This is a genomic window from Cognatiyoonia sp. (assembly GCF_965661665.1).
In the GTDB taxonomy this organism is placed as follows: domain Bacteria; phylum Pseudomonadota; class Alphaproteobacteria; order Rhodobacterales; family Rhodobacteraceae; genus Cognatiyoonia.
The window spans coordinates 1-13,762 of record NZ_CBFIEO010000018.1 but is presented as its reverse complement, the minus strand read 5'-3'; the positions used below and the strand labels follow the sequence as shown (position 1 = coordinate 13,762).

14 protein-coding genes are annotated in these 13,762 nt (G+C 58.1%); 1 reads left to right on the top strand and 13 read right to left on the bottom strand.

The window, feature by feature from the left end; translation table 11 throughout:
• Positions 1 to 15 precede the first annotated feature (15 nt).
• From betC to mgtE, 9 genes are all read right to left on the bottom strand, one after another.
• Positions 16 to 1,524 carry a choline-sulfatase gene (gene betC, locus ACTF5F_RS11815; protein ID WP_438957073.1) on the bottom strand — a complete coding sequence of 503 codons (1,509 nt, stop codon included), beginning with the start codon at positions 1,522 to 1,524 and terminating at the stop codon, positions 16 to 18.
• Entirely contained in the window at positions 1,521 to 2,090 is a 570-nt protein-coding gene (gene betI, locus ACTF5F_RS11810; protein WP_438957072.1) for a choline-binding transcriptional repressor BetI, read from the bottom strand. Before betI ends, betC begins: the two co-directional genes overlap by 4 nt.
• A gap of 70 nt (positions 2,091 to 2,160) precedes the next feature.
• Positions 2,161 to 3,060, bottom strand: a complete 900-nt coding sequence (locus ACTF5F_RS11805) for a DMT family transporter (RefSeq protein WP_438957071.1) — start codon at positions 3,058 to 3,060, stop codon at positions 2,161 to 2,163.
• Positions 3,061 to 3,105: 45 nt separating this feature from the next.
• Positions 3,106 to 3,855: a YebC/PmpR family DNA-binding transcriptional regulator gene (locus ACTF5F_RS11800; protein ID WP_438957070.1), complete on the bottom strand. Its 750-nt coding sequence runs from the start codon at positions 3,853 to 3,855 to the stop codon at positions 3,106 to 3,108.
• Positions 3,856 to 3,929: 74 nt separating this feature from the next.
• Positions 3,930 to 5,708: an SLC13 family permease gene (locus tag ACTF5F_RS11795; RefSeq protein WP_438957069.1), complete on the bottom strand. Its 1,779-nt coding sequence runs from the start codon at positions 5,706 to 5,708 to the stop codon at positions 3,930 to 3,932.
• A gap of 6 nt (positions 5,709 to 5,714) precedes the next feature.
• Complete coding sequence (locus ACTF5F_RS11790; protein WP_438957068.1) at positions 5,715 to 6,650, bottom strand: DMT family transporter; 936 nt, start codon at positions 6,648 to 6,650, stop codon at positions 5,715 to 5,717.
• Positions 6,647 to 7,462, bottom strand: coding sequence for a TIGR00282 family metallophosphoesterase (locus ACTF5F_RS11785; protein WP_438957067.1), 816 nt, complete (start codon positions 7,460 to 7,462; stop codon positions 6,647 to 6,649). Before ACTF5F_RS11785 ends, ACTF5F_RS11790 begins: the two co-directional genes overlap by 4 nt.
• Positions 7,463 to 7,504: 42 nt before the next feature.
• Entirely contained in the window at positions 7,505 to 8,059 is a 555-nt protein-coding gene (locus tag ACTF5F_RS11780; RefSeq protein ID WP_438957066.1) for a 5-formyltetrahydrofolate cyclo-ligase, read from the bottom strand.
• Positions 8,047 to 9,420: a magnesium transporter gene (mgtE, locus tag ACTF5F_RS11775; protein WP_438957117.1), complete on the bottom strand. Its 1,374-nt coding sequence runs from the start codon at positions 9,418 to 9,420 to the stop codon at positions 8,047 to 8,049. Before mgtE ends, ACTF5F_RS11780 begins: the two co-directional genes overlap by 13 nt.
• A 103-nt stretch (positions 9,421 to 9,523) precedes the next feature.
• Here mgtE and guaD point away from each other — a divergent pair, with 103 nt between their 5' ends.
• A complete protein-coding gene (gene guaD, locus ACTF5F_RS11770; protein ID WP_438957065.1) occupies positions 9,524 to 10,813 on the top strand; it encodes a guanine deaminase in 1,290 nt (429 codons plus the stop codon).
• Here guaD and ACTF5F_RS11765 read toward each other — a convergent pair.
• The 4 genes from ACTF5F_RS11765 to ACTF5F_RS11750 form a co-directional block, all read right to left on the bottom strand.
• Positions 10,806 to 12,140 carry an 8-oxoguanine deaminase gene (locus tag ACTF5F_RS11765; protein ID WP_438957064.1) on the bottom strand — a complete coding sequence of 445 codons (1,335 nt, stop codon included), beginning with the start codon at positions 12,138 to 12,140 and terminating at the stop codon, positions 10,806 to 10,808. The genes guaD and ACTF5F_RS11765 overlap by 8 nt on opposite strands.
• A complete protein-coding gene (gene hisN, locus ACTF5F_RS11760; RefSeq protein ID WP_438957116.1) occupies positions 12,133 to 12,936 on the bottom strand; it encodes a histidinol-phosphatase in 804 nt (267 codons plus the stop codon). The genes ACTF5F_RS11765 and hisN overlap by 8 nt, the downstream gene beginning before the upstream one ends.
• 67 nt (positions 12,937 to 13,003) lie before the next feature.
• Positions 13,004 to 13,375, bottom strand: coding sequence for a helix-turn-helix domain-containing protein (locus tag ACTF5F_RS11755; RefSeq protein ID WP_438957115.1), 372 nt, complete (start codon positions 13,373 to 13,375; stop codon positions 13,004 to 13,006).
• 151 nt (positions 13,376 to 13,526) lie between these two features.
• Positions 13,527 to 13,762: hypothetical protein (locus tag ACTF5F_RS11750; protein ID WP_438957063.1), on the bottom strand; the 236-nt coding region annotated here is incomplete at its 5' end.

The following is a 13,762-nucleotide window of genomic DNA, read 5'->3' as shown; positions in this document are numbered from 1 at the left end:
GATGGACCAAAAGAGCTATTCGCCCCTTGGGAACCTTTGGTTTTCTTCGAGGACGTTGAGGTCCATGTGATTGCGCATGTAGCGTTCCGATGCTTTTTGCAGCGGCTGGTAGTCCCATGGGAAATAGGAGCCATTGCGCAGGGCTTCGTAGACGATCCAACGGCCCGCTTGCGAATGGCGCACGTCGGCGTCGAATTGGGCAAGGTCCCAGCGTTTTTCAGCCTTTGCCTTGATCGTCGTCAGCGTGCCTTGGTGATCGGGGTGATCGGCGAGGTTCGTGAGTTCGTGCTGGTCCGCGTCCATATCAAAGAGTTGATCGGGATCGATGGCACACATGTTGAATTTCCACTTGCCGTAGCGGAGGGAGACCAGCGGCGCGTAAGACCCTTCGGCCGCGTATTCCATCGCAACCGGCGTGTCGCGGGACCCCCCCTGCCCTAGCACGACGATGCTTTCACCATCGGTCCACGGCATCACCTCTGACATATCGACGCCCGCGAGGTCGCAGAGCGTCGGGCAGACGTCGATGTTGCTGACGGGCGTGTCGACAAGGCCCGGCTCCATGTATGATGACGCAATCATCATGGGGACGCGAGCGGAACCTTCGTAGAACGACATTTTAAACCAGAGACCGCGTTCGCCAAGCATATCGCCGTGGTCGGAGACAAAGAGGATGGTCGCCTCTTGGCGGGTCGCCGCAAGCGTATCGAGCAGTTCCCCGACTTTGTCATCGAGGTAAGAGATGTTGGCGAAATAGGCGCGGCGGGCACGGCGGATTTGATCTTCCGCGATCTCGTAATTTTCGTGGTCGTTGGCGTCGAGGATGCGTTTGGAATGGGCATCCTGATCGGCGTAGGGGATTGGTTCCACCTCTGGCATCAGATGAGCGCAGTCTTCGTAGAGATCCCAGTATTTCTTGCGGGCCACATAGGGATCGTGCGGGTGCGTGAAGCTGACAGTCAGGCACCACGGGCGATCATCATGACCGCGGGAGAGGTCATAGAGTTTGCGGGTCGCGTGGTAGGCGACCTCATCATCATACTCCATTTGGTTGGTGATCTCCGCTACCCCAGCACCGGTGACAGAGCCCATGTTGTGATACCACCAGTCGATGCGTTCACCGGGTTTGCGGTAGTCGGGCGTCCAGCCGAAGTCAGGTGGATAGATGTCGGTTGTGAGCCGTTCCTCAAACCCGTGCAACTGGTCCGGACCGACGAAATGCATCTTGCCGGAGAGACAGGTTTGATACCCCGCCCGCCTCAGATGGTGGGCGTAGGTCGGGATAGAGGAGGAAAACTCCGCCGCGTTGTCATAAACACCCGTGCGGCTGGGTAGCTGGCCCGACATGAACGACGCGCGGCCTGGGGCGCAGAGCGGGGAGGCTGTGTAGCAGTTCTTGAAACGTGTCGATATCGCCGCCAATTTCTTAAGGTTCGGCGCATAGAGCCAGTCGGCAGGACCATCCGGAAAGAGGGTTCCGTTCAACTGATCCACCATGATGATAAGGATGTTGGGCTTGCTCATGCGACCCCTCCTGTCAATTTGGCGAGAAGCGCCAGTGCGGTGGCTTCGGCATCCTCGTCAGGTGCGGTCAGGCCGACACGGATGTAGAGACCGTCGATCAGCGCGGCGAGCAGGTCAGCCGCCTCTTTCGGGGCGGTTGTACGGCCGCGCAGCGCGTGGGTCAGGTTGGAGCGCAGGCGCATTTGATAGAGGGTCAGAAGGCGCAGGGTTTCAGGGCTGGTTTGGGCCTGACCGTAAAAGGTCATCCATGCGCTGACGGCGGCAGGATCGAAGCAAGACTCGGCAAAGTTGGCGCGGATAATCGCTTCGGCGCGTTGATCATGACGGGTGGTTTTAGCAAGTTCTTTGCGGACCTCCGCACTGTAATCCCGCAGGATTTGTCGCATCGCCGCCATGAAAATCTGATCTTTGCCGCCAAAGTAATGGTGCGCAAGAGCGGAGGACATTCCGGCCCGCTTTGCGATTTGGCTGACAGTCACTTCGAGCGATCCCGCCTCCCCAATGGCGGCGATCGTCGCCTCTACCAGCGCCGCGCGACGGATCGGTTCCATTCCAACTTTGGGCATGAGGCGGCTTTCAGTTTGCAGATACAAAACCGTAATTTGTTTTTTATTGACTCGTCAATCAATAAAAATATCAGACCTTCGTCGCGTTGGTTGTCGGGGTGATGCGGCGACGGGCGACGGCTTCGCGCCATGTGATGAAAGACACCGCCGACATGATAACTGCGCCGCCAAGAATGACCCAACCATCGATACCCTCGCCAAACGCGAAGGCTCCTAGCAATACCGCCCAAACCAGCTGCAGGAACGTGACTGGCTGCGTGACGGTGAGCGGTGCCGCAGCAAAGGCGAGCGTCATAGTGTAGTGGCCCGCAGTCGCAAAACAGGCGACGAGGAAAAGCCAGCCGATATTCTCCCAACTCACCGGCAACCAGACGGCATAGGCAAAGGGGGCCAGAAAGATGGTGACAGTAATGGACAGCATGCCAACGACCACGGCTGGCGCCACCTCCCCCGCCAGTTGCTTGGCCAACAGGTATCCAGCGGCAAAACCAATGGCGGTAAAGAGCATCGCAATATGCCCGGGGGAGATTTCGCGGAAACCAGGGCGCAGGATGATGAGCGCACCGATCAGAGCGACGACGACAGCCGCCATCCGACGCGGCGGGAGTTTTTCGCCCAGAAACAGCGCCGCGCCGACACTCACAAAGACGGGCGCGAGGTAGTTCATATCCGGCACAACCGCGATTGGGATGCGCGCCATCGCGTAGAACCACAGTATGACCGCGATGGTGTGCGCAAACCCACGTGCCGAGAACAGCATGACCTGCCGTTTCGACAACCGCGCGGCAAGGATCGGGCGGATCATCGGGATCAGAAAGACGAGGCCCAGTACGTAGCGCAGGAAAGCGCTCTGCGCAGCGGGCACATCATCGCCGATGTATTTTACTACAGCAGTCACACAGACGAACATCACGCCTGTGACAGCCATCCAAAAGATACCAGCAATGGGGCGAGAAGGCGCATCTGACATGCGCCCACAGTCTGCTCATTCCTGTGGGTTCACAACCCGCGAAATTTACTGATTGCCGAAGGCTTCCATAACTTCATCTGAGGCCTCGAAGTTGGTTGTGACGGTTTGTACGTCGTCATCTTCTTCCAGCGTGTCGACCAGTTTCATCAGCTTGGTGAGCCCTTCGAGGTCAAGCTCTGTCGTTGTGGTCGGCTGCCAGATGAGTTTTGTGCTTTCGCTTTCGCCCAACTCCGCCTCTAGCGCGTTGGAGACGTCGTTGAGATCCGTGTCGGCGCAGATGATGACGTGGGTTTCTTCGTCAGATTGCGCGTCTTCGGCGCCTGCCTCAATCGCGGCCATCATGATGGTGTCTTCGTCACCTGCGGAGCCCGGATAGATGATCTGACCCTTGCGTTCGAACATGAAACCGACGGAACCGGTTTCGCCCAAGTTGCCACCGTTCTTCGAAAAGGTGGAGCGCACTGTGGAGGCGGTGCGGTTCTTGTTGTCGGTCATGGTTTCAACGATCACGGCCACGCCGTTGGGCCCGTATCCTTCATACCGGATTTCGTCGTAGTTTTCCGCATCGCCACCCTGCGATTTCTTGATCGCGCGGTCGATGACGTCCTTGGGCACAGAGTTCGACTTGGCCTCTTTCACCGCCAAGCGCAGACGCGGGTTTTTATCGGGATCGGGATCACCCATTTTCGCGGCAACTGTGATTTCCTTGGCGAGCTTGGAGAACAGTTTTGAGCGGAGCTTATCCTGACGCCCTTTGCGGTGCTGGATATTTGCCCATTTGGAGTGGCCTGCCATGACAGCTGTCCCTTTTTCGATCCGAATTCCGACACTCTATAGGACACGGCAGGGCGCGGCTGCAAGCAGGGCGGCTACAGCGGCCAGATAAACGGGATCGCGAAAGACACGATGGGCGCAAGGGTGAGGTTGAGCGGGATGCCGACCTTGAGGAAGTCGGTGAGTTTATAGCCGCCCGGACCGTAGACCAGCGTGTTCGTTTGATAGCCGATGGGCGTGGCAAAACTAGCGCTCGCCGCGATCATGACAGCGACGACGAGCGGTCTGGGTTCAACACCGAGGGTGGAGGCGAGACCAATCGCGATTGGAGTCATGACCACGGCGACAGCATTGTTGCTGACCAATTCGGTGAGGATTGAGGATAGCAGATAGACCGCGAGAATGATGGCGAAACCGGGCAGAACCGTCATGACGAGTGACAGGGCTTCCGCGATCAACAGGACCGCGCCGGAGGATTGCAGCGCACTGCCGACGCAGAGCATCGCAAAAATGAGCGCCATGAGTTGTCCATCGACGAAGCCGAACGCCTCCTCCGCATCGATGCAGCGGGTGGCGAGGACGACCGTGACGCCCACCATCGCCAACAGCAGGATTGGGGCCACGTTGAGGGCGGCAAGGATGACCACGCCCAAGAGAACTGCGATGGCGATGGGCGCGTGGCGGCGGCGGTAAGCGCGTTCAGAGGGGAGCGACACGTCGCCAAGATTCATATCAGCGGCGAGGCGTTCGATGTCTGCCGGAGCGCCCTCCAACAACAGCGTGTCGCCGATACGGATCACAACGTCGTCGAGCTGTGGCAGGTTGGTATCGCGGCGGTGCACGGCGAGTGTATAGACCGCATAACGGCGGCGCAGGCGCATGGAAGCGAGGTTGCGGCCAATCATGCGGCAGTTGGGGGTGATGAGAACTTCGACCGTCGTTGTTTCTATCGAAGAGACTTGATCGATGCGGCGCAAATTCTTGTTGTTTTGCAAGGATAAAAGCTCCGTCATTTCTGTGCGAAGAACCACCTTGTCGCCGGCTTCGAGGACTACATTCTTGAGGTTGCGCCGGAGGGAGGCATCGCCGCGCACCACATCGATCAACCGCACACCATCGCGTTTGAAGAGGTTCACGTCGAACGCTTCGCGCCCAATAAGGTTGCTATCGCGTGGGATCACCGCTTCCGAGAAGAACTTCATTTTAGAGCGGTCGGAAAGCATTCCAGCCATAGACATTCTGTCGGGCAACAATCGACGCCCGATGAAGTAGAGGTAAATAAAGGTCCATGTGACGACGATCACGCCGATGGGCAGAATTTCGAGGATGCCGAACGGCTCCAACCCTTGTTCGCGGGCGACGCCATCGACGAGCAAGTTGGTGGCGGTGCCGAGCAGGGTCATGGTTCCGCCAACGATGGCGGCATAGCTAAGTGGGATCAGCAGCTTAGAGGCGGACGTTCCCATGGTTTTCGACAGTTGCACAAAGACGGGGATCATGACGACAACCAGTGGTGTATTGTTCATGATGCCGGAGGCAAGTGCCACAAACAGCAGCGCCCCACCGATGGCGCGGGCTGGGCTTATTTTGGCTTGTCGCTCCGCCATTTGGGTGAGCGTGGTCAGGGCCCCCGTCCGCACCAGCGCCCCGACAATGATGAACATCGCAGCGATTGTCCAAGGTGCGGGGTTTGAGAAGACTACGAGCACTTGGTCGTAGGGCAACACGCCCGTAATCAGCAGAAATGCCGCGCCGATCATCGCCACGACTTCGGTTGGGAGCACCTCCCACAGAAAGAGCGCAAACATCACGAACACGACGCCCAGCGTCAGGAGGGCGCTTTGCGTCGCCGTCAGGGACAGAAAGTTGGTCATTGCGATTTAAGCCGTTGGGGTTGCTTCACTATCACCTGTCGGCGGTGGCGCTGCAATAGGGCGCCGTGGCTGCACAAGGCTGAGGCCCAGCGCCATGAAAACAATCGCAATCCAGATCCAGCCAGAATACCGCTCTCCCAACAGCAGCATCGACCAAAGAACACCAAAGCCCGTCACCCAATAGCTGACCTGTGCCGCGAAAAGCGGCCCTGCCCGCCCGACGAGCCAGACGTAGACGACATAGACAAAGGCGTGGATGGCAGAGGCAACGAACAGCGCGTAATCCGGCGCTGTGAAAGGGGCCGCAGGGATGATGAGCTGGCCCGTTTTGATCGCCAACGGCAGGGAGATTGCCGCACCGATAGCGGATGCCCCGAACATTACTTGGATCGCGTCCATACCAGCGGTGCCGAAGCGGGCGACGAGGTTGCCTTCAAGCGCGTAGCAAAAGGGTGCGATTAGCGCCAAAGGGATCGCAGCGAGCATGGCGCGTTCCGGAAGGCTGGCATCTGGCAAGACGATGCAGGCCACGCCCGCCAGCCCTGCAAGCAGGCCCAAGAGGCGTCTGGCAGAGAAGGTTTCGTTTCGAAATGCCAGCGCAATGGGGAATGACATCATCGGAATTGTGGCGATCAGGACAGCATAAATGCCCGCTGGAATGGACTTCAACGCCTCATAGCTAGCGCTGTTCGGAAGGATAGTGCCGACGAAGGCCAGCATGATCCAGATCGCGACAGGGCCTTTACTAAAAGGCAAGCGACCGAGGCGGCGGACCTGAATAGCCCCCAGCAAGACCGTTGCGACCAGCATTTGCACAAAGACCATGCCAAGCGGTTGATACCCGCCATTGACAGCGGTTTTGACCATCGGCTGCATCAAGCCCCAGAGCGCGCCCAATAAGATGAGCGCTGAGGTGAGCATCGCCTGCTCTTGCCGTGTCATACGGGGCCGGCGCCTTGCAAGATTCCGCCGTGGCGCACCATCTCGATCCGTTTGGTTTGGCCGGTCCGATCATCGGTTTCGATGTAGACGCCGGACAAGGTCGCCTCCCCCATCGCGGGGGCAAAACGGTCTTTCGGCATTCCGGTGATAAAGCGGCGTAGCGGTTCTTCTTTCTCCATCCCAATGACGGAGTTGTAATCACCGCACATGCCTGCATCTGTGAGATACCCAGTTCCACCCGGTAGGATCATCGCATCGGCGGTGGCGACATGGGTGTGGGTGCCGACAACGAGGCTGGCGCGACCCGCGCAATAGTGGCCCACGGCCATCTTTTCCGATGTGGCTTCGCAGTGGATGTCGATGACGCTGGCCTGAACCTGCCCGCCCATCGGGTATTGCTTTAGCACCGAGTCGAGGGCGGAGAATGGATCATCAAACGCCCGTTTCATGAAAACCTGGCCCAAGACCTGCGCGACCAACACTTTGCGACTATTTGTGGCAATGAACACGCGTGCGCCGACACCAGGTGCGGCTTTGGAGAAGTTGATCGGGCGGATGATACGTTGTTCTTGAGTGATGAACGTCATCATGTCCTTTTGATCAAAGGCGTGATCACCCAGCGTGATGACATCTGCTCCTGCTTCGAGCAACCCCTTAGCATGGGCGCCAGAAAGCCCCATACCGGACGTCGCATTTTCCCCATTCACAACAACGAAATCGAGATTCCACGCCTCTCGCAGCTTGGGAAGTTCGGTAGCAACCGCTTTGCGACCGCCACGGCCGACGACATCGCCTAAAAACAAAATTCTCATGATGTGGGTTTAGGGCGCAAACCCTGCGCTGGCAATGAATGCTCAGCAGATAATGATGCCCTGTTCCGTGACGATGTAGTCGAGCGGTTGGTCCGTTGGCTCCAAAGGCAAGCTTTCAGCCTCCTGCGCGGCATAAGCGAAACCGATGGCCAGTGTGGGTCGTCTTGCGCGCAACTCTTCAAGCGTCCGGTCGTAGAACCCGCCGCCATAGCCGAGCCGCCCGCCTTTGCATTCGAAGGCAACGAGCGGGACGATGACAATCTCAGGCGTCATCCAATCGCCCGTTTTGGGGATGTCCGCGCCGAATGCGCCCTGCTCCATTTCACAGCCTGGCGTCCATGTTCGGAACTTGAGCGGTTGACCTTCGCCCAGAATGACCGGCACGCCGACAGGACCGTGGGCGGATGCCTCCTCCATCGCAGCCGTCGGATCAATCTCCGTCCGCATCGCCATGTACCCGGCAAGAGGCACGCCCCGATGACCAGAAAGGATTTCAGACAGATGACCAGCGGTGCCTTGCCCCATCGCGTGGGCGTCCTTGCGACGGGCGAAGGCGGCTTTTCGGGCCTCGGCTTTGATCACGGTCAGATCAGCCATAGTGCCGCCAGTCCCAAGAAGACAAAGAAGCCGACAACATCGGTGACGGTTGTCACGAAGGCGCCGGAAGCGAGTGCAGGGTCAATCCCCAGCTTTTCAAGGATGATAGGGATGCCCGTGCCTGCAAGGCCCGCAACCACGAGGTTGATGACCATCGCGGCGGCGATGACAAAACCCAAGGTCAGATTGCCGAACCAGACAAAGCCAACAATGCCCACGACCACGGCGAAGATCAGGCCGTTGAAGAGACCCACAAGAATTTCCCGCCGGATGACCCGCCAAACGTTGGCATCCGTCAGGTCGCGAGTGGCAAGCGCGCGCACGGCCACTGTTAGCGATTGAGTGCCTGCGTTGCCGCCCATCGACGCCACAATGGGCATCAAGACCGCGATCGCGACGAGGCCAGAAATAACGTCTTCGAAAAGCGCTATGACAAGTGAGGCGAGGATTGCCGTCACCAAGTTCACTGCAAGCCAAGGGAAACGCTGACGGGTGGTGTTGATCACACGGTCGGACAGCGACCCTTCGCCCACACCAGCGAGGCGGAGGATGTCTTCTTCGGCTGCTTCTTCCAGAAACGCCATCGCGTCGTCGATGGTGATGACACCGATAAGCCTGTCATCGTCATCAACCACGGGGGCAGTGATCATGTGATAGTGGTTGATCGCTTGCGCCACTTCTTCAACGTCTTGGGCAACATGGAAGGTGCGGAAGGTGTCTTCCAACACCTCTTTCAAAGGCGTTGAGCGCTTTGAGCTCAGCACGCGGCCCAAAGTGACGTAACCCACGGGCTTCATGCGTGGATCGACGAGGATGATGTGGTAAAACTGATCGGGCAGTTCGACGTCAGACCGCAGATAGTCGATCGCATCGCCTACCGTCCAATGTTCGGGCGCGCGGACCAGCTCGACCTGCATGTGACGACCGGCGGATTCTTCTGGATAGGCCAGCGCCTGTTCGACAAGGGCGCGGTCGGTGTCGTCCAGCGCCTCAAGAACAGCTTCTGTCTGCTGGTCATCAAGGTCTTCAATCAGGTCGACAACATCGTCGGAATCAAGCTGCTGGACCGCCTCAGCGAGCTCGTCGCGGTTCAGTGTATCGATGACCTCTTCCCGCAGGCTGTCATCAAGCTCGGAGATGATGTCGCCTTCGATCCCGCCGGGCCAAACAGTAAGGAAGTTGCGCCGGTCGCGGGGGTCAAGCTGTTCGATGAGGTGCGCAACGTCAGCGGGGTGCAAGGGCTCCAAGATGCGGACGACTTCATTCTCATCATTGGCGTCCACCGCCACCATCATGTCTGAGACGAATTTGTCGGTAATACCGAAGGCTTCTTCTTCTGGGATGTCCACGTGTTCGGTCATCATGCGCCCTCCTGATGTGCTTAAAACATACTGCGTTGGCCGCGCTTCACAATGGGAGAAAGCAAAGATTTACCCCAGTTTTGATTGGGCATAGTGTTTTGTTATGACGACACATCTCCTTCTTGGCCAAACACTCACGTTTTCGGACGATCCGTTCCATGCCCCTTGGGATGAGGTGGCCCTTGTGAACACCTCTGGCGCGGTTTTGATTGAGGGGGAGCGCATTTTAGCAGTGGGCGATGCGGCCGCGCTTCGGGCCAAACATCCCGACGCTGAGGTCACCGATTACGGGCGGGATTTGATCACAGCGGGGTTTGTCGATGCGCATATGCACTACCCGCAGACGGGCATCATCGCGAGTTGGGGCAAGCAGCTAATTGACTGGCTCAACACCTACACCTTTCCCGAAGAGTCGCGATTTGGAGACAAGGTTTACGCAGATGAGGTCGCGGGGCGAACGCTGGATTTGGCGCTGGCGCATGGCACGACGACCCTGACCAGCTTTTGCACGATCCATCCCGAAAGTGTGGATGCGTTTTTTGAAGCGGCTGAGGCGCGTGGGATGGCGGTTGTGGCGGGCAAAACCTGTATGGATCGGAACGCGCCAGATAGCCTGCGGGACACTGCCCAATCAGCCTACGATGACAGCAAACAATTGCTGGAACATTGGAATGGACGCGCGCGGGCGCGCTATGCGATCACGCCGCGGTTTTCGCCGACATCGACACCGGAGCAATTGCAAGCTTTGGGCGCGCTCTGGGCGGAGCATCCCGACGTGTTAATGCAGACGCATTTGAGCGAACAGCCGGCGGAATTGATTTGGGTCGAAGAGTTATTCCCTGACGCGCGGGATTATCTGGATACCTATGAGACTTGTGGGTTGCTGGGGGAAAACGGGCTTTTTGGTCATTCGATTCATTTAAAGCCACGTGAAGTTAATCGGTTATCAGACGTGGGCGCAGCAGTTGTGCATTGCCCAACGTCGAACACCTTCATCGGGTCGGGGTTGTTTGACATGGCAGGCTTGAAGGAGCGCGGTTTGCCTGTTGGTTTGGCGACGGACACGGGCGGCGGCTCGTCCTTTTCAATGCTGCGCACAATGGCGGCCGCTTATGAGATAGCACAGTTGCGGGGGGACGCTTTGCATCCCTCCCAATTGATGTGGCTGGCCACCGAAGGGTCGGCGCACGCACTGAAAGCGGGCGGTGAGATTGGACATTTGGGTGCCGGAGCTGCGGCGGATATTGTAGTGATGGATTTGGTGTCCACTGCCGCAATTGAACAACGGGCCGTGCGGGCAAACGATGTCTGGGATGCCATATTCCCAACCATCATGATGGGCGATGATCGTGCGATCAGGGATGTCTGGGTCGCGGGCCGGAAGGTCAGTTAGCGAGCGCGGCAGCCAGCTGGTTCTGGCGTTCAATCACCCTTGGCAGGTCGATCGTCGTGATAGTTCCATCGCGGACCACCTGACGCCCTTCGACAAAGAGGTGTTTAACCTTTCTTGGCCCTGCCAGCAGCAACGCTGCGGGATCCCAAGACCCAGCAGCCTCAATACTCTTCAAATCCCAAAGCGCGATGTCGGCGCGTTTGCTTACAGCGATCTGGCCGCAATCGCCGCGGCCCAAAACCTCCGCCCCGCCGCGGGTTGCGATGGTCAGCGCTTCGCGGGCGGACATAGCGTCTGCTCCTAACGCCACACGTTGCAACAGCATCGTTTGGCGAGCTTCGGTGACAAGGTTTCCGACGTCATTGCTGGCCGATCCATCAACGCCCAGCGCAACCGGGACTCCCGCATCGCGCATTGCGCGGACAGGGGCGATGCCGGAACCAAGCCGGCAATTGGAGCACGGGCAATGTGCGACGCCGGTTTTGGTTTTGGCAAAAAGATCAATCTCTTTCCCATCAAGTTTCACGCAGTGAGCATGCCAAACGTCATCCCCCGTCCAACCGAGGTCTTCGGCATATTGCCCCGGACGGCAGCCGAATTTTTCCAGCGAATAGGCGATGTCTTCATCATTTTCGGCTAGGTGGGTGTGGAGCATGACACCTTTGTCGCGGGCGAGCAGTGCCGCCTCCCGCATCAGATCGTGCGTGACGGAGAAGGGCGAGCATGGGGCCAGCCCGACGCGGACCATCGCACCCGGATTGGGGTCGTGGAATTGGTCCACGACGCGGATGCAGTCGTTGAGGATTGCCTCCTCTTTTTCCACAAGACTGTCCGGCGGCAGACCGCCATCGCTTTCGCCAATGCTCATCGCTCCGCGTGTTGGGTGGAACCTGAGGCCCACTTCCCCCGCTGCTGCGATGGTATCATCGAGGCGTGCGCCGTTGGGATAGAGGTATAGGTGGTCAGACGACATTGTGCAGCCCGATAGCGCGAGCTCGGCAAGGCCGATTTGGGCGGAGATGAACATCTCCTCTGGCCCGAACTTCGCCCAGATCGGGTAAAGTCGTTGCAACCACCCAAACAGCAGCGCATCTTGCCCACCTGGAACTGCGCGGGTCAGGGTTTGGTAGAGGTGGTGATGGGTGTTGACGAGGCCGGGCGTGATGAGGGTGCTGTCAGCCAGAACCACCGCCCCCGACGACGCAAGCCCCTGCCCGATTTCGGTGATCACGCCGTCTTTAATCCGAATATCCACGCCTCGCAGCTCATCCTGCGCGTCATTCATCGTCAGGACGCAACGTGCGTTCTTGAGGAGCGTCTCAGTCATCCAAGGCGGCTTGCAGCAGGCCCAGCGCAGCTGCATGCAAGTCAGGTGTGGCCGCCGCAAGGATGCGCCCGCCGTTATGCGCAGGCTTTCCATCCCACGTGGTGACGATGCCGCCTGCGGCTTCGATCACGGCAACGCCTGCATGAATGTCGTAGGCAGCGAGGCCCGCTTCAATGACCAGATCAACGGTACCCGAGGCCAGCAGCGCATAGCCATAGCAATCCATGCCGTAGCGGGTCAGTTTGACCTCTCTCTCAACCGCCAGAAATGCGCGGCGTTCGTCGTCAGAACCAATTTCAGGGAAAGTCGACATCAGCAGCGCGTCCGAGAGAGTGGTTTGAGTGCTCACTTTGAGATCTGTCGCGCCGTGTGGACCCTTCATGCCAGCACCGCCTGTGCCGCCAAAGAACCGCTCACCAATGTAGGGCTGATCAATTAGTCCAAAGATCGGCCCCTCGTTGTTGCCAACCGAAATAAGCGTCCCCCAAGTCGGTGTGCCGCTGATGTAGCCACGCGTCCCATCGATTGGGTCGAGCACCCACGTGAGGCCACTGGAACCTTCTGACGTGCCAAATTCTTCGCCAATGATCCCATCGTCAGGTCGTTCGGCAGCAAGGATGGCGCGAATGGCCTGCTCCGCTTCACGGTCGGCCACCGTCACGGGATCAAAATGCCCCTCGCCTTTGTCTTCGGTCTGTAGGTTGGTTTTGCGAAACGATTTCAGCGTTTCCAAACGTGCCGCGTCAGCCGCAAGGTGCGCAACACGTTTGATGTCTTCTTCGTCTTGGCGGTTCAGCACAGCGACGGGGCCCCATTTTCCAACACAAGGATGAGGGGACGCCGTTCAAAGCGCCCTCGCGTCCTTATGCGGCGCCGCTAAGCACCCGCGCAAGATCAAAGAGACGGCGACGCTGATTTTTAGGAATCGCGTAATAAGAGCGCAGAAGCTCTAGTGCTTCCTTATCTGTCAGGATGTCACCAGTTGCGCCCGCTTGTTCTTTCCGTTCGGACCCATCTTCGTCCAAACCTTCAAAGAAGTACGAAATATGAACGTCGAGCACGTTCGAGATGTCCCAAAGTCGGGAGGCGCTGACCCGGTTCATCCCGGTTTCATATTTCTGGATTTGCTGAAATTTAACTCCAACGGCTTCGGCGAGCTGCTGTTGCGTTGTGCCCGTCATCCAGCGATGGTGACGAATGCGCTTGCCCACATATACATCAACAGGGTGTTTCATGATGTCTTCTCCTTCGCTTGCTGACGTGAGTATAGCCAAACAAGCAAACCTTTCTTTCACGACGCAAAAAAATCGCCTGGTAAAATAATGATCAGGTCGCAGACTCAATCCACGCAAGGGTTGTATTATGGGTGTCTAACTAAAGGATAGGTTACATTCGGCCAAAAAGCCCGAATTGACTGAGATCATGGCTAATTTTGGGGATATTCATCGCCAGAAGAGCCGAGTAAACCGCCACCTGCAAGTTGAGTCGGTCGGAGATAGACACATGAAAGCCTTCCAAGTCAGCAGTTTTGAGGCTGCACCACAGTGCGTCGAAATTGATCTTCCGGCCCCCTCTGCCGGTCAGGTATTGATACGAATTGAAGCCTGCGGTTTGAACTTTGC

Coding starts and splice junctions, on each gene's coding strand:
- guaD (WP_438957065.1), top strand. CDS start 9,524: ATGACGACACATCTCCTTCTTGGCCAAACACTCACGTTTTCGGACGAT.
- ACTF5F_RS11800 (WP_438957070.1), bottom strand. CDS start 3,855: ATGGCAGGCCACTCCAAATGGGCAAATATCCAGCACCGCAAAGGGCGT.
- ACTF5F_RS11790 (WP_438957068.1), bottom strand. CDS start 6,650: ATGACACGGCAAGAGCAGGCGATGCTCACCTCAGCGCTCATCTTATTG.
- ACTF5F_RS11805 (WP_438957071.1), bottom strand. CDS start 3,060: ATGTCAGATGCGCCTTCTCGCCCCATTGCTGGTATCTTTTGGATGGCT.
- ACTF5F_RS11780 (WP_438957066.1), bottom strand. CDS start 8,059: ATGGCTGATCTGACCGTGATCAAAGCCGAGGCCCGAAAAGCCGCCTTC.
- betC (WP_438957073.1), bottom strand. CDS start 1,524: ATGAGCAAGCCCAACATCCTTATCATCATGGTGGATCAGTTGAACGGA.
- ACTF5F_RS11755 (WP_438957115.1), bottom strand. CDS start 13,375: ATGAAACACCCTGTTGATGTATATGTGGGCAAGCGCATTCGTCACCAT.
- ACTF5F_RS11785 (WP_438957067.1), bottom strand. CDS start 7,462: ATGAGAATTTTGTTTTTAGGCGATGTCGTCGGCCGTGGCGGTCGCAAA.
- ACTF5F_RS11765 (WP_438957064.1), bottom strand. CDS start 12,140: ATGACTGAGACGCTCCTCAAGAACGCACGTTGCGTCCTGACGATGAAT.
- mgtE (WP_438957117.1), bottom strand. CDS start 9,420: ATGACCGAACACGTGGACATCCCAGAAGAAGAAGCCTTCGGTATTACC.
- ACTF5F_RS11795 (WP_438957069.1), bottom strand. CDS start 5,708: ATGACCAACTTTCTGTCCCTGACGGCGACGCAAAGCGCCCTCCTGACG.
- betI (WP_438957072.1), bottom strand. CDS start 2,090: ATGCCCAAAGTTGGAATGGAACCGATCCGTCGCGCGGCGCTGGTAGAG.